This is a genomic window from Shewanella woodyi ATCC 51908, assembly GCF_000019525.1.
GTDB classification, from domain to species: Bacteria; Pseudomonadota; Gammaproteobacteria; order Enterobacterales; family Shewanellaceae; genus Shewanella; species Shewanella woodyi.
In genome coordinates this window covers 5,034,612-5,052,320 of record NC_010506.1, presented here as the reverse complement: position 1 = coordinate 5,052,320, position 17,709 = coordinate 5,034,612, and the positions used below count along the sequence as shown (strand labels likewise).

At 42.9% G+C, this 17,709-nt stretch carries 12 protein-coding genes and 1 tRNA gene; 4 read left to right on the top strand and 9 right to left on the bottom strand.

Translation table 11 applies throughout. From position 1 onward, the window contains the following. Positions 1–251 precede the first annotated feature (251 nt). Positions 252–1,298 (bottom strand): porin, encoded by a 1,047-nt coding sequence (locus SWOO_RS21285; protein WP_012326736.1) that lies wholly within the window; start codon positions 1,296–1,298, stop codon positions 252–254. 730 nt (positions 1,299–2,028) lie between these two features. Between SWOO_RS21285 and tcdA the strand changes: the two genes are divergently transcribed. Both tcdA and pepT read left to right on the top strand, forming a co-directional pair. Further along, positions 2,029–2,835 carry a tRNA cyclic N6-threonylcarbamoyladenosine(37) synthase TcdA gene (tcdA, locus tag SWOO_RS21280; protein WP_041418337.1) on the top strand — a complete coding sequence of 269 codons (807 nt, stop codon included), beginning with the start codon at positions 2,029–2,031 and terminating at the stop codon, positions 2,833–2,835. 209 nt (positions 2,836–3,044) lie between these two features. Beyond that, complete coding sequence (gene pepT, locus SWOO_RS21275) at positions 3,045–4,277, top strand: peptidase T (RefSeq protein WP_012326734.1); 1,233 nt, start codon at positions 3,045–3,047, stop codon at positions 4,275–4,277. 51 nt (positions 4,278–4,328) lie between these two features. Here the strand turns inward: pepT and SWOO_RS21270 are convergent, their stop codons facing one another. Next, positions 4,329–5,969 (bottom strand): ATP-binding protein, encoded by a 1,641-nt coding sequence (locus tag SWOO_RS21270; RefSeq protein ID WP_012326733.1) that lies wholly within the window; start codon positions 5,967–5,969, stop codon positions 4,329–4,331. A gap of 235 nt (positions 5,970–6,204) precedes the next feature. Between SWOO_RS21270 and SWOO_RS21265 the strand changes: the two genes are divergently transcribed. Further along, entirely contained in the window at positions 6,205–6,816 is a 612-nt protein-coding gene (locus tag SWOO_RS21265) for a superinfection exclusion B family protein (RefSeq protein ID WP_012326732.1), read from the top strand. Positions 6,817–6,924: 108 nt separating this feature from the next. On the opposite strand, the gene SWOO_RS26130 is transcribed toward SWOO_RS21265, so the two are convergent. After that, complete coding sequence (locus SWOO_RS26130) at positions 6,925–7,053, bottom strand: DUF3149 domain-containing protein (protein ID WP_012326731.1); 129 nt, start codon at positions 7,051–7,053, stop codon at positions 6,925–6,927. 355 nt (positions 7,054–7,408) lie between these two features. Between SWOO_RS26130 and SWOO_RS21260 the strand changes: the two genes are divergently transcribed. Continuing rightward, positions 7,409–7,493 (top strand) — tRNA-Leu (locus SWOO_RS21260). A 200-nt stretch (positions 7,494–7,693) separates the two neighbouring features. Here the strand turns inward: SWOO_RS21260 and SWOO_RS21255 are convergent. The 6 genes from SWOO_RS21255 to SWOO_RS21230 all read right to left on the bottom strand — a co-directional run bounded on the left by SWOO_RS21255 (position 7,694) and on the right by SWOO_RS21230 (position 17,446). Further along, positions 7,694–10,759 (bottom strand): efflux RND transporter permease subunit, encoded by a 3,066-nt coding sequence (locus SWOO_RS21255; protein WP_012326730.1) that lies wholly within the window; start codon positions 10,757–10,759, stop codon positions 7,694–7,696. Next, positions 10,756–11,853, bottom strand: a complete 1,098-nt coding sequence (locus tag SWOO_RS21250) for an efflux RND transporter periplasmic adaptor subunit (protein WP_012326729.1) — start codon at positions 11,851–11,853, stop codon at positions 10,756–10,758. The genes SWOO_RS21255 and SWOO_RS21250 overlap by 4 nt, the downstream gene beginning before the upstream one ends. Beyond that, a complete protein-coding gene (locus SWOO_RS21245; protein WP_012326728.1) occupies positions 11,850–12,881 on the bottom strand; it encodes an efflux RND transporter periplasmic adaptor subunit in 1,032 nt (343 codons plus the stop codon). The genes SWOO_RS21250 and SWOO_RS21245 overlap by 4 nt, the downstream gene beginning before the upstream one ends. 380 nt (positions 12,882–13,261) lie before the next feature. Beyond that, positions 13,262–14,404, bottom strand: a complete 1,143-nt coding sequence (locus SWOO_RS21240) for a site-2 protease family protein (RefSeq protein WP_012326727.1) — start codon at positions 14,402–14,404, stop codon at positions 13,262–13,264. A gap of 127 nt (positions 14,405–14,531) precedes the next feature. Beyond that, positions 14,532–16,202 carry a DUF342 domain-containing protein gene (locus SWOO_RS21235; RefSeq protein ID WP_012326726.1) on the bottom strand — a complete coding sequence of 557 codons (1,671 nt, stop codon included), beginning with the start codon at positions 16,200–16,202 and terminating at the stop codon, positions 14,532–14,534. Between the two features lie 206 nt (positions 16,203–16,408). Continuing rightward, complete coding sequence (locus SWOO_RS21230) at positions 16,409–17,446, bottom strand: methyltransferase (RefSeq protein ID WP_012326725.1); 1,038 nt, start codon at positions 17,444–17,446, stop codon at positions 16,409–16,411. Between the last annotated feature and the right edge of the window lie 263 nt (positions 17,447–17,709).

Here is a 17,709-nt window from a genome sequence, read left to right as displayed (position 1 = left end):
AAAGGCAAATAATAGGCCAAGGTATTATTTTTTAGTTAAGGTATTACTTATTAAAGAGATACTTTAATTTAAGAAAGAGTTAATAATTTATATGAGTGAAATTTGACTCAAGACAGTGAAGGGGATGTGTGGTTATTCACCCATTTATATTGGGCTTTTTAAGCGTTTATTGAAAAATTAAAGGCGACTAAAAGTCGCCTTTAAATCTTATATCAGAAACCTCATTTAGATAGGTTCTTCTGAATTAAAGATTAGAAGTTGTAACGTACACCAACTGTGAATACGTTGTCATCTTCTAGGTTAACTTTACCAGCTGCAGTTTTGTGGTCGCCTTCATACATAGCGTAGTGACCGTAAACCATAGTTGATTTAGATACCTTGTAGTCAGCACCTACAGTGATTGACTGAACGTTTACGTCAGTGCCTTCAACATCAGTGATGTTTTTGTAGTACTTACCGAAACCAGCTTCATCTTTACCGTATTCAGCTTTTAGGTTAACGCCGTTTAGGTTGTATGCCACGTTTACGAAGTAAGAGTTACCTTCCTGAGCTGAGTCTGTTTGGCTTTCAGTATTCTGGAATAGACCACCGATTTTGAAATCACCAAGTTTGACTTGAGCAACACCACGGTAAGCATCAATACCGCCTACAGTGTTGTATGCGGCAGCTACATAGTAGTTTTGTGCTTTAAGCTTCTTGTCACCGATAGTTGCACTAAGTGCATATTGGTTTTCGTCAATTCGGTTACCCGCTTTATCCGTCTGGTTATCTTCCATCAGGTAAGTTGCGTTTAATGTCACTAAATCAGCGATCTTTGGAGAGTAGTACCAGATACCGTCAGAAGAACGTGTTTGGCCACCAATTAGACGATCGATATCGGCGTTAGTGTTACCGAAAATATCTACGCCACCTTCAGCTTGCTTAAATACTGTATCGTTACGACCAACAAGTACGGTACCTGCTGTAGATTTAAGACCTAGGAAAGTGTTACGAGCCTTAAATACGTCACCAGAGCCAGAAGTGTTCTCGACTTGGAACTCCATCTGGTAGATCACGTCGATGTTGCTAGTTAGGCTTTCGCTGCCCTTAACACCCACGTGTGAGAAGTTGTTTTCTAGGTATGTACCGCTTTCGCCTACTTCTGCACCGTTAGTACCACTTTGAAGTGTGCTGCTCTTATCAGAGTTAGTCACAGAAAGATCTAGACGACCATAGAAGTTAGGACCATCGGCTAGCGCGCCGAATGAAGCCAGTGTAAGTACAGATGCTACTGATGCAGAGATTAGTGTTTTTTTCATGTTTTACGTGCTCCCAAGAACCTAAGTTCTTCTCCATTTTTTAATGGTTATTTATGGTTTAGACTTGTTGCAAGCATCCAACCTTGTAACAAACATGAGGCCGAAGTTTACAGATTTATGTCAATAAGATTGTGGACTAGATCAAACTTTTACCTTCTGTAGCCGCTTAGCTCCTGTTTTTGTGACAGATTCATATTCAGCACTTAAAAACCGAGTATGCAGGTTTGTGTCATTTTTATTACATAAGCAATCGCTAAAATTGTAGCAGTGATGCGACGTTTTTGCGTATCAGCTTTATAAAATAATGGTTTAGCTATTGCTCATTGGGTAAAGCTTGAAAGTTGGTAACTCATTGAGTACGACGATATTGCAGATAGACTCTGAATTCACCGAGCTATCGGACTGAATTTTGTCATAAATAGTGGATTGGACTTTGTGATATCAATCACAATAAGTTCAACTTATGTGATGGTTACTACGCTGATTTACAAAAGTTTTTATTAATAGTCATTAAAACTTAACTGAAGATCTTCAACTGCTTATTAGTGAGTTGTTATTTAAAGATGACTTAACATGTGTGTGTTTTAGTGTGGGCAAAACAAGTTTTAGTTATTAAGACTGAAATAAGATAAAATTGCTCAACTTTTATGTTTGCTGACTTTCACCGTGCTGTAAAGTGGGGCGTGATTAGGCCGTTAGAATATTGTTTTTGGAGTTTGTGTTGGAAAAGATGGTGCTTTCTGAAGCCTATATTAATCGTTTTGCTGGTATTGGTCGTTTATATGGCCAAAAAGCCCTGAATCGATTTGCTCAATCTCATGTTGCTGTGGTTGGCATAGGTGGTGTGGGAACTTGGGTTGCAGAGTCTTTAGCCAGAAGTGGCATCGGCGAGATCACCTTGATTGATCTCGATGACATCTGTGTGACAAATACTAACCGTCAAATCCATGCTCTAAAAACGACAATAGGCGAGTCTAAAGTTGAGGTGATGGCTGAGCGTATTTTACAGATCAATCCAGACTGTAAGGTTAATCAGGTTGAAGATTTTATTACGCCGGAAAATCTAGGTGACTACTTTATTGGTAGAAAACAGGAAGGGGACTTAGATTTTGTGGTCGATTGTATCGATGCTGTCAAACCTAAGGCGGCTTTGATCGCTTGGTGTAAGCGGCAGAAACTGCCTATTGTTACCGTTGGAGGAGCTGGTGGGCAGGTTGACCCGACTCAAATACAGATCACTGATCTTGCTAAGACCTACCAAGATCCTTTGTTGGCAAAAGTGCGTAATATATTAAGACGTGAGTATAATTTTTCTAAAAATCTACAGCGACGTTTTAGCATTGAAGCGGTGTTTTCAACTGAGCAACTGGTTTACCCTCAGGCGGATGGCAGTGTATGTAACACTAAAGCCGATGCTGAAGGAAGTATGCGCATGGATTGTGCTTCTGGTTTTGGTGCGGTGACCGTTGTTACAGGTACTTTCGGTTTTATTGCTGCTAGTAGAGTACTGATAAAATTAGCTAAAAAAGCTGACTGATAATTAACACCAATCAAGGTAATAGCGTAATTTATTGTTTGGGTTACGCTAGCTTATTTACCTCATTATTTACCTCTTTATTTAGGGGGGAACCTTAATCCTTTTTACTCCGCTCACACTTTAAATCCTGCAAACTTTGATTTAGGTCTAATGATTGTGATGACTGCCTTGTTAGAATCTGGCCACTTTTTACTTTAGGTCACCCCGTTATGAGACAAGCATTATTAACGCGTTTTCTACGTTATATAAAGATTGATACTCAGTCTAAGGCTAGTAATACTCGCTCTCCGAGCAGTGACTCGCAGCTTGAATTTGCTGTTATTTTAAAGCAGGAACTTGAACAGCTTGGGTTTGAGCGCGTTGAGTTAAGCCATTTAGGTTATTTGACTGCGAGTGTTCCAAAAACAGTTGATGGCGTGCCCTGTATTGGCTTTATCGCTCACCTTGATACAGCTCCTGACTTCTGCGGCGCTAATATAACTCCGCAAATTATTGAAAACTACGACGGGGAAGATATTCTGCTGGGTGACAGTGATCTACTGAGTACTGAGCAGTTTCCAAGTCTGCTTAATTATGTTGGCCAAACCCTTATCACTACAGATGGAACCACTCTGTTAGGTGGCGATGATAAGGCTGGAATAGCCGAAATTATTACAGCCCTAGCTCATCTTATTGAGCATCCTGAGATCCCTCACGGAGAGATTCGACTCTGTTTTACACCGGATGAAGAGATAGGTCGAGGAGCCGGTCACTTTGATGTTCCGGGCTTTGGTGCACAGTGGGCATATACCATAGATGGTGGGGAGTTAGGGGAGCTTGAGTACGAGAATTTTAATGCTGCAACGGCAGTGATCCGGGCTAAAGGTAATAACTGTCACCCAGGGACAGCCTACGGTGTGATGGTGAATGCGCAGACCATGGCGGCGCGTTTTCACGCTAAAATGCCTCTGCAAGATACACCAGAAGGCAGTAAGGACTATGATGGTTTCTTCCATCTTGTGAATATGCAAGGACAAACAGAGGAAGCTGAATTAACTTACCTTATTCGGGATTTCGATATCGATATTTTCGAACAAAGAAAGCGCTGGCTAACAGAGCGGGTAAACAGTTATAACGCTGATCTGGTGGTGGGCAGCTTAGAGATTGAGATAACAGACAGTTATTTTAATATGAAGGAGCAGATTATCCCTCACCCGCATGTTGTCGATATTGCTAAAGAGGCGATAACCTCACAAGGTATCACGCCGTTAGTTAAGCCTATCAGAGGCGGTACCGATGGAGCTAGGCTTTCCTATATGGCGCTACCTTGTCCGAACATCTTTACCGGTGGGCATAACTTTCATGGGAAACATGAATATATTTGTGTTGAATCTATGGAGAAGGCGGCTGGGGTTATCTTAGCTATCTGCTCATTAACTTGTGAAAAGTATTTGAATCGTTAGTCATCTTGTTAAGCCCTACTTTAATGCTATGAGTAGGGCTTGTGTTTGGTACTAATCTAAGTTTTCGAAAAAGATATCTGAGTCAACTTGTTCCTCTTCTCCCTCATCCACGGGGAAATCAATATGGAAACAGGCTCCGCCTAATTCAGAGTTCTTGACCAATTTAATGCCACCTTTAAGTAAAGTGGTTGCATTAAAGGCTGCGGACAGACCCAAGCCTGTCCCACCTTTATGTCGTGATGTGGTAAAGAAAGGTTCAAAAATACGAGTTGAATCCTCTTCATTGATACCAGAGCCATTGTCCTGAATAAAGATATTAAGCTGCTGATCATCCAGTTGGGCCTTAATATTAATCACAGGCGTGTCAACATGCTTAAAGGCATGCGAGTAAGCATTAGAAAGAACATTGGTGATGATCTGCTTTAGCAGGTTATGGTTCGTTTTAATGCAGAGAGCTGGGTTCAGATCCAGTTGGAGCTCTACCTTAATTTCGGGAAACAGCACTTTGACTGATTCATGGCTATCTACCAGTTCTTGTTGGAGATTAAAGCTGCGCTTCTCCTCCTGACTCTGTTGAGCCGCCACTGTTTTGAATTTTTGAATGAGGCTGCTAGCACGGGTAATGTTGTTGACAATGAGCTCACAACTTACCTGATGCTCCTCTAGAATAGAGTTTAACTCCTCTAAGGTGGCATGTTCACTGTGAATGACTTTTATCAGTTCATCGATATGATTAAGTTGTGAGCTGGCGGCCGTTAAGCATATTCCTATGGGAGTGTTTATCTCATGAGCAACTCCGGAGACTAGGCCACCGAGCGCCGCCATCTTCTCCTGCTCAACTAACACCTCTTGTGCGCGTTTTAAAACTAAAACCGATTGCTCAAGTTCTTGAGTTTTTTCCTTAACCTGACTAGAAAGCTCCTCTTTATAGCTGGTTTCCAGTGCTAATAACCTTTCTCTATCTGTGAGGGCATCTTGCAGCTCCTGTTTAGAACGCTTGATATCGGAGAAGGAGGCCCTTAACTGTTGCTGCATGGTGTTAATGGCGAGGGAAACTTGACGAAACTCATCATTCTTATTTTCGCTTTGCTCGAAACTTAATGGTTCGAAAGGGGAATCAAGGTCGATATTTTGACAGTACTGGCTTAAACGGTGCAGATGACGGGTAACCATATACCAGATAAGGAAGAGTATGAATCCAGCGACAATAGAGGTTTTTATCGCATTAGTGAGTAAGATAATAATGGCGCGATCTAACAGCTTGTCATACACAGCTTTGAGGTCTGCTTGAATAAGAAGAGTACCTACAGGGATCTGCTCATTTCCAGAGCGGTACGAGAGATCAAAGGTTCTCTCTATCGTATTTTCCAGTGATGGCTCTCCTTCAATCCATTCCTGACCGCTATCATCATTGATTGAGATATAGGTGATGTCGGGAAGCTGAATAAGGCCATGAAGTTGAGTGTTGATAAGACGCTCATCTATCACCCAGATGCTAGCAGCTAACACATCTAGGTTCACTTTCTCTATGTTGTCAAATTGTCGGTCGATCCTATCGACATCGCTTTTATAGTCACTTACGAGTTGAAAGCCAGTTGTTAATATGGTGATTAACGAGCTAAAAATAATAATTGATAGCGTTAGCTTAAAACCCATAGGGCTATGAATTAGCTGGCCAGTGAATTTCTGCATTAATCCTTTTCTTGCGCTTTGAAAGAGATCTCTTAGCTCAATATTTCACAACTGCTTAGAATGTGCGAATTTTTATTGTTATAAGCATAGACGGATAATTCGCTTAACGTTGCTTTCAATCTGTTATAAACAAATAAAAAAGTAGAAATATTGTCAATCTTATATTAATTGATATTTATGGCACCAATATTGCTTGGATTTAGGCCTGTTCAGTTTATTGACACTAGGTCTGTATATGCAGGTACTTAAATCTAAAAATGTTAAGCAATTAAGCTCTAAACAGCTGAGCTTTAATCTAATGTTATGGTTGGCGATAGTGAGTGGTGCGCTTCTTTTTATGCCGAAATCTCTATTGCAGATGCTAAATCTCGATACTGCAGTGACGGCTAATGCACACTTTATTGGTTTGGGCCTCATTATCGGTGTCGCATACCTGCTAACTCAGGTATTGAACTACTTTCTTGATGAAGCAATTACATACCTTAAAGGTAAACGTATCATTGAAGTGATTGAAGAGAAAGTGAGATTGTTAGATCCAGCAGAACGTGCGCTATTAAGGGAGTTTTTTCTTCAAGGTGAAACCATATTAACCTTACCTCAAGGTGAGCCTGCAGTTAAAAGCCTCTTGGCAGCGAATATCATTGAAAGCTTAGGTAATCAGAAGCATTACGCCATTCAAGGCCCTACAGCAGACTATAAGATCTCTATGCGGGCTAGAACCTACCTGAATCGTCAGGTATTGAGACTGCCAGTGGGCGAGCCTAGTCAGGAGGAGATGCAAAACTTGATAAAGGCCAGACCTACTTTTGCAAACAATATGGTTAGCCCGCGTAAGCACGCTGCTTAATATTGATGAAGCTTTGAAGTAAAACTGACATAAAAATAGGGGCTCTTGCTAATTGCAGGGCCCCTTTGCATTAGAAAAAGCGAATTGGCTACGCTTTTTCATCGAAAACTATTCAGGTTTGGACTTTTGAATAAACATCCACATCAAATATGACATTATCCCTATAGTGCAGAAGATAACTATCATAGATAGAAGCCCTATGGGATTACCAAACATTAGATCTAGCCAGAAAGCCATGGTGAAGTCCTCTTTCAAAATATTCGCTTTTCTCTAAATTAGCTTTGTTTAAGCCTGTGTAAGCTGATCTCGATCAATAAAACCAATGGAATAGTTAATGGCTTGGGTGGTTATTGCTAAAAGTTTGAGCTTGATCGTGTTTGAGTTGTTACAGATAGCTGATGTTAGCGTTTTGCTTTTTAGGTATGCCAGATAAGCATTGAGCTTATGTTATAAGCAAACGGCAAGTTATAAGAGTGAAAAGTACTCAGTTAGTATATTTATGGCTTTTAAAGGCTTGCCATTATCGGCGGCAAAGGTATAATCGCCATCACTTACTGAGCTCCTCAGGATATTAGTAAGTCTATTTAATGATGCCGGTGTGGTGGAATTGGTAGACACGACGGATTCAAAATCCGTTGCTTTCGAGCGTGACGGTTCAAGTCCGTCCTCCGGTACCAATTAAAATAGAAAAGCCTGCCCTCGAGCAGGTTTTTTTATGCCTGAATGATGATCAATTTTTTCTATTTCTCCTCTCCCTCGTATTGGGTTTTCCCTGTCTTATCGAAATGCTCAATGTCTGTTACTGAGTCACAAAAGGCCAGCACAAATATTCGGGAAGCGAGATATTCGTGCCAGCCTAGGCCAAAGCTTATTGTGATTAGTTCGTTGGGCATTCCACCCTGTAAACTAAGCGATAAAACACCGGGACGGCGATCAATGTTAGGACCGTTGCGAAGCCAAGACCGAACATGATGGTGACCGCCATGGGACGGAAAAACACATCAGGGAGCAGTGGCAGCAAACCCAGTATGGTAGTGATGGCTGCCATACACACTGGTCTAACACGGCTCACCGCTGCATCGACAACAGCTTGATAGGCGTCTTTACCCTCTTTGAGCTCGATATTGATCTGATCGACTAAGACTATGCCGTTTTTAATCAACATCCCTGTTAGGCTAAGGAATCCCAGCAGCGCCATAAACCCAAATGGTGTATTGAGTGCCAGAAGGCCAGCAGTACCACCGATAATCGCCAATGGGACAGTCATCCAGACAATTAACGAGTCTTTGACCGAGTTAAATAGCAATATGGTGACTAAAAACATAAACAGATAACCCATAGGCAGCGAGCTGAATAGAGATGCTTGTGCATCTCCTGAAGACTCATATTCACCGCCCCACTCCAGAGAGTATCCCTTTGGAAGCTCTATCTGCTCGATCAGAGGCTGGATCCTTGCCTGTAAGCTGGCGGCGGTCTCGTCGCCAAGAGGATCGGGATCTGCGGCTACTGTTAACATACGTTTTCTGTTTTTACGCACTATGATGGGATCTTCCCAGGCCATGGTGTAACCTAGTGTGACCTGTTGCAGAGGAACATACTGTTGCAGCGATGGGCTCCAGATCTTAATTCCCTCGATAGTATTTACATCGACTCTCTCCTCTTGAGGTAGCCTAGCAACAATAGGCATTAGCAAGGTACCGTCTCGATATAGCCCTACTGAGCGCCCAGAAAAGGTCATCTCTAGCAGGTTATCGACATCTTGCTTAGTAATGCCGTAACGTCTGGCTTGACTCTCGTTAAATTGAGGCTCAATTAACTTAGTACGCTCACGCCAGTCATGACGAATATTAACAGCTTGAGGATCGGCTTTGATCACGGCGGCATATTGCGCCGCTATGGTGCGTAAAACTTGTGGATCTGAACCAATAATTCTCGCTTCAATTTTAGAGCCCGCTGATGGACCTAATTCCACCCGTTTGAGTTTGTATTGAATCTCTGGATGGTTCTTGTTCATTTCTGTACGTATCTTTTCCATGTTAGGTAAGACACTCTGATAACTGTCTGTGCGGACAATAAGCTCACCGTAGGCCGAGTAACTTTTTTCCGGCGTATAGGTCAGCATAAATCGCTGATTACCCGCACCAGAGCTGGTGGTGACATATTCGATCTCATCTTGCTTTAGCATCCAGTTTTCTAGCTCAGCCAGTTTCTCCGATGTCGCATGGATATCTGTGCCTTCTGGCATCCAGATATCGACAATAAACATTGGAGTGGTGGAGGAGGGGAAGAAAGCCTGTTTGATAAAGCTAAAGCCATAGATTGAGCTGACTAATGCGACAATGAGCACTGCACAGGTGAGATAAGCTCGGCGAATACAGAGCTCTAAAAAGCGCTTATAGATGACAAATATGACACCTTGATAGGGATCGTACTCTTGATCATTATCGCTTGCTGGCTCCTCTTTGAAAAATAGGTTGGCGAAAAATGGCGTCAGAGTAATGGCGGTAAACCAGCTCATCATTAGTGAGATTAATAGCACAGAGAATAAGGTGCCACAGTACTCACCGGTGGCATCATCCGATAGACCAATAGGCGCAAAAGCTGTCACGGCTATTACGGTTGCGCCCAGAAGAGGCCAACGTGTTTGGGTAACGATATCGGAAGCAGCTTCTAAGCGTGTGCGACCTTTTTTAAGGCCGACTAAGATACCTTCGACGACGACAATGGCGTTATCTACCAGCATTCCCAATGCGATCACCAGTGCCCCAAGGGAGATCCTTTGCAGGTCAATATTGAAATACCGCATAAAGATAAAGGTGGCTAATACGGTTAATAGAAGAATTAAACCGATCAACAGGCCAGATCTTAAGCCCATAAACAGTAAAAGCACTACGATAACGATCGCAACGGCTTCACCTAGACTGACGACAAAGCCTTGTACAGAGCCATCGACCTCAGAAGGTTGATTGTAAACTCGGCCAATATCGATACCTATGGGCTGAAATTCTCTCAGCTCATCTAGCCTTCGATCGACACTTTTTCCTATCTCAACAACATTGACTCCATTTGCAAAGGAGATCCCTAGGTTGAGCGCGAGTCTGTTGTTGTAGGTCACTAGATTAGAGGGGACCTCCTGATAACCTCTCTTAATATCAGCAACATCTCTTAAGTATATTAACCCCTCAGTACCTGAGTTGTTGATGATAAGGTTGCCAAGTTCCTGTACCGACTGGAACTCCCCTGTGGTTTGAATATGGATATATTCACTACCGATGCGGATTGCACCGGCGTTGGTGACAGTATTCTGGGTTTCGAGCAGTTGAAACAGTGTTTGAGGAGAGATCCCTAAGTTACTGAGCCGCTGCATCGAAATTTCGATAAAGACCTGCTCCTGTTGAACGCCTGATACCTGTACTTTGCCCACGCCATCTACGAGCTCAAGTTCTCGCCTTAAGTAGTCGACATAATCTTTGAGCTCTGAGTAAGCGTAACCATCACCAGTGACGGCAAGTAGGACGCCATAAACATCACCAAAATCATCTAAAACCTGAGGTGTATTGACCCCAGGTGGTAGAGTCTCTTTGATGTCATTGACTTTACGGCGCATCTCATCTTTGATCTGAGGGAGATCGTCTGGGCCATAATTGTTTTTCATGCTAACGGTTATTTGCGACAGGCCTCGGCTTGAGATCGACTGTACCTTGTCGACATAGACCAGTTGTTGGACTGCTTTTTCTAGAGGGTAGCTTACCTCCTCTTCGACCTGTTGAGGTGTCGCCCCGGGATAAGCGGTGACGATCATGACATCTTTAATGGTAAAAGCGGGATCTTCCAACCTTCCGAGGCCAAAGAATGAGACTGTGCCACCAATAAGAAAAATCAGTGTCATCATCCAGCTTATTACGCTGTTTTTTATGAAGTATGTGGCGATATTCTGTTTCATGATCTATTTTCCTCGCCCTTGATGATAACCAGCTGTCCATCGACCAGTTTGTTGACTCCAGAGGTAACCAAACGCTCGCCCTTGGCGATCCCATTGGTGACTCTAATGCCTGTTGGTGTCAGTTTCTCTACCTCTATTTTTTGTTTATGAACTCTATTCTCATCATCTAAGAGCCAGACATATTGCTCACTTGCATCGAGAGAATCACCGTCGGCATTAAATACTGCTTCAATTGGGATCTCCATCGCTCCTGCGTTGTAGGCAAGTAAACCTTCACCACTGGCGTTCACATCTACGCTCATGCCATCAAGAATGATTCTGTCTTTGGGCATTGGCATGGTTAACGTCACCATAAATGCACCAGATACGGGATCTGGCTCTACGGTGAACTCCTTCATTGTTAGACGGTACTCTTTGCCATCATCTAGTACGACACGGGGGTCGACCTCCGCTAAGGTTTCCTCTGACTCTCGGTTACTGTGATTAACATAGATGATATCTGCTGCCTGAATCTTGATATCCACATCGGAGATGTTGTGAATATTCATGATGCTTTGGCCTACTCCAACGACTTCGAAAGCTAAGGCTGGGACTCGAGATACTACGCCGTCGAATGGAGCTAACAGTTTGGTATAGCTCAATTTAAGGGCGGCTAGATCATGATCTGCCTTGGCAATATCTCGCTGAGCTTTTAGCTCATCATATTGTGATTTTGCCAATGAGCCTGTTTTTACTAATTTAGCGGCGCGGCTGAATTGACTTTGAGCTAGTTTATAACGGGTTTTTGCATCATCGAGTGAGAGTTGGTAATCGGTTGTATCTAAAGATGCCAGCACTTGATCTTTCTTAACCATATCTCCGGGTTTGACGTTAATTTGGGTTATCTCCCCAGAGACTCTAAAGGCCAGCTCAGATCTGTCTGCAGCTGCCGCAACGGCGGGAAACTGCATTCGGGGGGACGGGGCGACTTCGTTGATTGTCATCATAGTGACAACAGGGTCGGCAATTGTGTTGAGCTTTGGCTGATTGTTACAAGCGGAAAGTAGCAAGGTTGCAAAGAGCAGCTTGAGTGTAAGATATTGGGAATGCTTCATAGTCCTCGCTCCTTAACCCAAGGAGTGACTTTATCGCCCTCATTGAGGTACTCAACACCTGAAAGTACGATCACATCACCATCTTGTAATCCGCCTATTAAGCGGTCGTCATTCAAGGTGATTAATGACTCGCTAACTCGTCCATCTTCACCTACTTGCCATACTCTATGTTGATCGGTATTTCCTTTGAGTAGAGCCGATTTAGGGATGAGAGAGCTAACTGCAGCTTTGATAGGCACAATAACGGTTGTGGACATGCCAGGGAGGACATTCACATTTTCAGGACGTTTTAGTGTGAGTGTGACCTTATAGCTACCAGTTTTTCGATCGGCCTCAGTATCTATCTGCTTAAGCATGGCGCTGAAGGTCTTATCCGGATAGGTATCAAAAACAATATCGGCAATGGCGGTTTGTTGCTTACGATTTATCTGCCCTGCTAGCCGCTCTGGCAGTTGGAAAGAGACGTTGACTATGTCACTGGTCTGTATGTTCATTACAGGTTCATTAGCTGCAACATACTCGTGGTTCTCTTTATGTCTTAATGAGATTGCACCGTCATAGGGAGCATGTAAGGTGGCATAGCCAAGGTTTGCAAAGGCTTGATCTCGGTTAGCGATCGCCTCATTGAGTTTAGATTCAGCTTGCTCATAATCTTGCTCAGAAACGACAAAATCTTTGCGTAAACCAGCAGTACGCTCAAATTGAACTTTAGCCAGATCATAGCTGGCTTGAGCTTGGGCGAGTTGCAGTTTGAGCTCCTGCTGATCTAGCACCGCTAAGGTTTGGCCTGCTGTTACCTGCATACCAGCTTTTACCTGCATCTGTTTTAACTGCCCAGGAACTCTGAAGGTCAGTACGGCACTGTCGTCGGCGACGACCAAGGCAGGAAAGCTACGTTTTTCGGCTTCACCACTGACTGTTACCGTCATTAATTTTGCTGGCCGAGATTCAGGAGGGGGGATGTCGGGAGCTTTGTCACCGCATGCAGCAACAAGAACACCGCATCCGATTAAGATTGAATTTCGCATTATCATCTCTCCGGTAATGATTGGTTATATGTGGATCAGGGAAAATAAGTACTTGGTGACCTTATGTTGGCCATTTCCGGGATATTAAGGGGAGGTGTCGGAATATAGCCGTTGGTTCGCACTATTATTCTGGCTATCCCTTTCTTATTGGTTTTATATCCTGATCTGTTTATTTTTTAACATAAATGATTATTTAGGTTAAATCTATAGATGTTTCATTGGGATAAAACAATTTAGCTGTTGTGGCTTTAATATTAGTTGGCTATGAGGAGCTGGTTGAAAAATTTCAGTAAGAGGGGTTTTAGGGGAGGTGACTTGTGTGATTTTATTGCTTTATTAGCTAAATAAAACGCCCCGAAGGGCGCTAATATTATTTAGACTTAACTCTGTAATATCTGTAACGGCAAGCTCAGCATATCGTCACCGGTTCCAGCTAAGTACCAGATAATGCCAATCAAGGAGCCAACAGTTAGTAGGTACCAAATGGTTGAGAATATTTGGCCATATCTGTCTAGTGGAAGTAGGTGGCTCTGATGGCGAGTCTTCCACTCAAAAACAATCTCTGCACTGCCGATTAATAGTAAGAAACCTAACAGGGCTAATCCTAAGGTGTAGCTGATGTAAACCCCAATAGCTGCGCCAGCAACACAGGCTGCTAACCCCATAATACTGTTCATGGAGAAACTAACACTCTTTAATATATGGCCGCCATCCAATGGCAAAATCGGTAGCAAGTTAAAGAGGTTGAGTAGCGCATTGAAGGCGGCTAAACCAGCAAAAAAGGGATTATCTGTTATCCAGAAAGCCACTAAGGCCATCACTGACATCAAGAGACCAAAGGTGGGTCCCATGATGGATATCACCACATCTTGCCAGCGGGTGTTGATCTTTTCATCGCTGAGCGCTAGACCTCCCATAAAGGGGATAAGGTAGATCCCTTTGGTTTTCATGCCGAAATATTTCATGGCTCGAATATGGCCATATTCATGAAAAACAAGACAGGCGATAAGGGCTAGTGCAAATTGGAAAGAGAATAGCCAGGAGTATGCTGCGACACTGGCACCTGCCAGTACAACCTTAATAACTTTTGCACTTTTAAGCAGCTTAAACCCTAAGGAAGCTAGGCCTACAAGACTAAATTGACGCTTCACTTCAATGGGATTTACAGGCGTTTGGCGCTCAATGTCTTTACTGTTTCTTGTTCCTGTGGTGACAATGTTATCGTCAACAATTAAACGATAGTCGAGATTAAAAGGTTGCCATTGGAGATCGATTTCAAGGTTAACAAGGATCGTTTTTACTTGCTCTGTTGATGTAATAGAGTCGGCAGATACTGCTTGATTCGAGTCGATTTCAGCTGGTTGCGATCTGAGTTCAAATTGATGATTTTTCAGACCTTCATTATCAGCCGATGCTTGTTTAACTGATACTAGCTCACCACCCCAAAAGAGCTGTTGCCAGCCAGCCATCGAGCCCTCTAACCTTAGCTCCTTTCCTAAACAATCGATTCTTAATAGTTCCACTATGTTCTCTTAGCATGATATGAGTTGAGATATAGCAGCAGATTATGCATGGAAACTTGGGGGGATGCGAGCGGACACACGTTTGTATCCGCACTTAAGGGTTTAATGTTTAGTTTCGTAATAAGGGTTAATGCTTGGTTTCGTAATCAAATGTGAGTTCTTTGCCTTGGTTAAAAACCATGCAAGTGCCGTGTTCACGTTGGGTACGATTAAAGGCTTGTCCGATATGCAGCTCTACGTTGGCAAAGATATGTTTATGGGCTTCAACATGGCATTCACGGTAGTAATTCTCTATTTCACCTTGTAGTTGCCCAAATTCTGCTTCTTCCCTCACACGGCGAGTGGCAAGCTCTGCTTTTTCTTCCAGCATCATCTGTACCTGCTCAACCATCATCTCATCGCCTTGCCATTCACTCTTTGGTGGAAGTTTGCGCATCCTTGCTTCGAGATCTAGGCTCGTCACGACCATAGCTTTAATGCTCTGATCTAACTCTTTTGATCTCTCCTTAAGCTCGTTTTGTCTCATGGCGCAGAATATCTCAGTTTTAGTTCCTGCTGTAGCACCTATGGTCACGGCAATCACCGATTTATCAGCCTTAGCAATACCGCCAACCAGATCGCCTCGTCGCCCATTTGGATCGCTGACTGTGAGCGTTTGTTTAGTCTTGGTATAGCTGTGGAGTAGCTGTTTGGTAACTAAGATCTCTCCCTCAGCCTCGAGATCTGAATATTGAATGAATTGTGCGCAGATCTGTCCTTTCGCTCTAATTTTGGTTGATAGCTCTTTCTCTTTGAGCTGTCTGCCTATAATCCCTTTACTGACAATGACATCTCCATCAGCAATGAGTGTTGCTGAATCAGCGAAACCCATTACGGTAATGTCACCAGTGCTTTTTACTACCATGCCTTCATGGACATCGCCTGTGACGAGAATACTGCCCTTAAAGTCAACATTTCCATAGCCGACATCAACATCCTTAATATTCAGCACATCATCGACTTGCATACCTGTTTTTGTCTCAACAGGCTGACCAGAAACACTGGCGATAAGATGGTTGGGATTGCTGCTTGAAAGTTCAGTTCCATTGCCAGGGATAAGCTGGAGATCTTTTCCAGGAACAGGCTCTAAAATCTCTCCATGGATATTGTAACCGCTTGTTCCCTCTGTCGCTGGGTGTTTAACAATAAGCAGATCTTGGGGATCGACCATGATGACAGAGCCTAAATTGTGCATATCGACAGTGCCATCCTCTCTCTCTTGCGGTTGTAGTAGTCTTTCTCTGGCAAGAGGGACCTTTCTCTCTATCGAGGCGTTGTCTCCATTGATGCTCTGCTTTCCTGTCGCAATAACACATTCACAGGTTTCGCCAGCTTGCTTTCTTGATAGCTCTTTGAGTAATGCTTGTATCTTTATTTTACTCAAACCCATGCAGACGTTGCTGGCCTTTAATGCTTGAAGGATCCCTTGAATAGTGACCTTCTCTCCACCCCAAGGCGCTGTTAGCTCCATTTTTGCCGACATTTTATCTTCGGCAATTTTTACGTTTATCTGCCCATCGATACGTTCTGCTATCTTGAAAAACTGCTCGAATTGGCCATCTTCCTGTTCGCATAGCTGATTAACCTGAGTGATCGCTTTTTCAATAATATTCTCTAATGGATGCAGCTGACTGAATTCAGGTAAGGCTAAAAGAGCCATAACGGCACTTTCTGAAATAGGGCCATGAGTATTGGGGATCACCTTAAATTCAGCAAATTTATTATCAACACTTAATTCAATGAGTTCTGGAGCCAACATATATAATTCCGTTTGTGGTGATCTGTTATTTTTATTATTTCTGATCCGAGTATAACAGTATAAAGTTTAGCCTTAGAAGGCTTAACAAGCTGAAAAGTGATCCAATCTAACTTGTTTATTTTATAATAGAAGTGATTTTAGAAAAGCAGGAGAAAAGCCAGAGTGGCACTGGATTTTGCTGCCACTCGAAATTATAGTTCGTTCGTCTATTTTTGGTTTATTTTGTTTGAATAAATCTTGTATTTGTTGTTTTCTGCTAGCACATTCACCTGGCCGAAAAATTCATTAATTGTGTCGCTGTAGGGTAAGTGACGATTTGCAACAATATGCCAGCCTCCACCACTTTTTAACTTTTGTGCACTTTCCTTTACAAAGCTTTTGGCGATATCTGTGGTGCTTTTTAACCCATCATGAAAAGGAGGGTTAGAGATAATGTCGTCAAAATGTCCTTGAGTCTGGGACAAACCATCCGATGCGTAGACTTTCGCTGTAAAGTTATTCGCCTCGAGTGTTAGTTCGCAGGACTTTAGTGCCATAGCATTGATATCCACACACTCTATCTCTAGCTCTGGTTGGGCCTTAAGCAGCGCCGCTGCAATGACACCTGCTCCACAACCGAAATCTAACACCCTTCTCGATAATCTTGGTAGGTGAGAGAGCAGTAGCTTTGTTCCTTCATCGAGTCGTTTCTCACTGAATACCCCGACTAAATTACAGATGGTGAGTTCGCCTTGAGGAGTATCAAGTTGATAGCTGTTTACCCAGTCACTTAGCTTAATACTTGGTGCTTTTTGAGTGAGTTGGCTAGTAAAAAGTAGACAGTGTCTGGCATTATCGCGTTTAAAAGGTGTGTCGAAGTAGTCAGGTATCTGTTTAACAATTGATTTCACTCCACCTTTATTCTCTCCTACAACGATTAATTCGCCCTCTGCTTTTAGGTGTTGCCCTGCAAGATTAAGTAAGTATCCAGCCAAGGCTTTAGCTTTGGGGTAGTAGATGATCACACTATCGAATGTTTGATCGGCGTTGGGGAGTTGATGACCAAAATGCAGGGTCAAATTAGGTGAGCTGTGCTGACTCATTACTAAGTGGTGATGGAAGTCCAATGAGAGGGTCGTCACACAAGAGGCGCTCTCAAGCAGTTGTTTAGGTAACAGATCGCCTTCACAATTGAGAACTAATACATTTTGGCTGGTAAAAAGGTCGCTATTCTTAAGAATAAGTTGAGATGGATTAGTTAGCACTGACGATCACGTTTGATTAAGTTTGTCGGCAATTATATCGCAAAAATGGATAGCGATAGTAATAGATTTAAATGGCTCTGTATTTCAAACGTAATTGTTACTGTTTGTGTGATTTTGTGGAGGGAGAATTTAAGTGGTAGCTCGTCTCTTTAACTGACAGCTGTAATATCACAATATGGTGATTACTTGGTATAGCCCAAGTGGTTACTGGGCTGATAGCGAAGAGGTAAATCTTTTAATCGCTTTTTAGCTGAAGGTCTTAT

Bases quoted from the DNA above. Each gene is read 5' to 3' on its own strand.
- SWOO_RS21285 (WP_012326736.1), bottom strand. From the start codon at position 1,298: ATGAAAAAAACACTAATCTCTGCATCAGTAGCATCTGTACTTACACTG.
- tcdA (WP_041418337.1), top strand. From the start codon at position 2,029: ATGGTGCTTTCTGAAGCCTATATTAATCGTTTTGCTGGTATTGGTCGT.
- pepT (WP_012326734.1), top strand. From the start codon at position 3,045: ATGAGACAAGCATTATTAACGCGTTTTCTACGTTATATAAAGATTGAT.
- SWOO_RS21270 (WP_012326733.1), bottom strand. From the start codon at position 5,969: ATGCAGAAATTCACTGGCCAGCTAATTCATAGCCCTATGGGTTTTAAG.
- SWOO_RS21265 (WP_012326732.1), top strand. From the start codon at position 6,205: ATGCAGGTACTTAAATCTAAAAATGTTAAGCAATTAAGCTCTAAACAG.
- SWOO_RS26130 (WP_012326731.1), bottom strand. From the start codon at position 7,053: ATGGCTTTCTGGCTAGATCTAATGTTTGGTAATCCCATAGGGCTTCTA.
- SWOO_RS21255 (WP_012326730.1), bottom strand. From the start codon at position 10,759: ATGAAACAGAATATCGCCACATACTTCATAAAAAACAGCGTAATAAGC.
- SWOO_RS21250 (WP_012326729.1), bottom strand. From the start codon at position 11,853: ATGAAGCATTCCCAATATCTTACACTCAAGCTGCTCTTTGCAACCTTG.
- SWOO_RS21245 (WP_012326728.1), bottom strand. From the start codon at position 12,881: ATGCGAAATTCAATCTTAATCGGATGCGGTGTTCTTGTTGCTGCATGC.
- SWOO_RS21235 (WP_012326726.1), bottom strand. From the start codon at position 16,202: ATGTTGGCTCCAGAACTCATTGAATTAAGTGTTGATAATAAATTTGCT.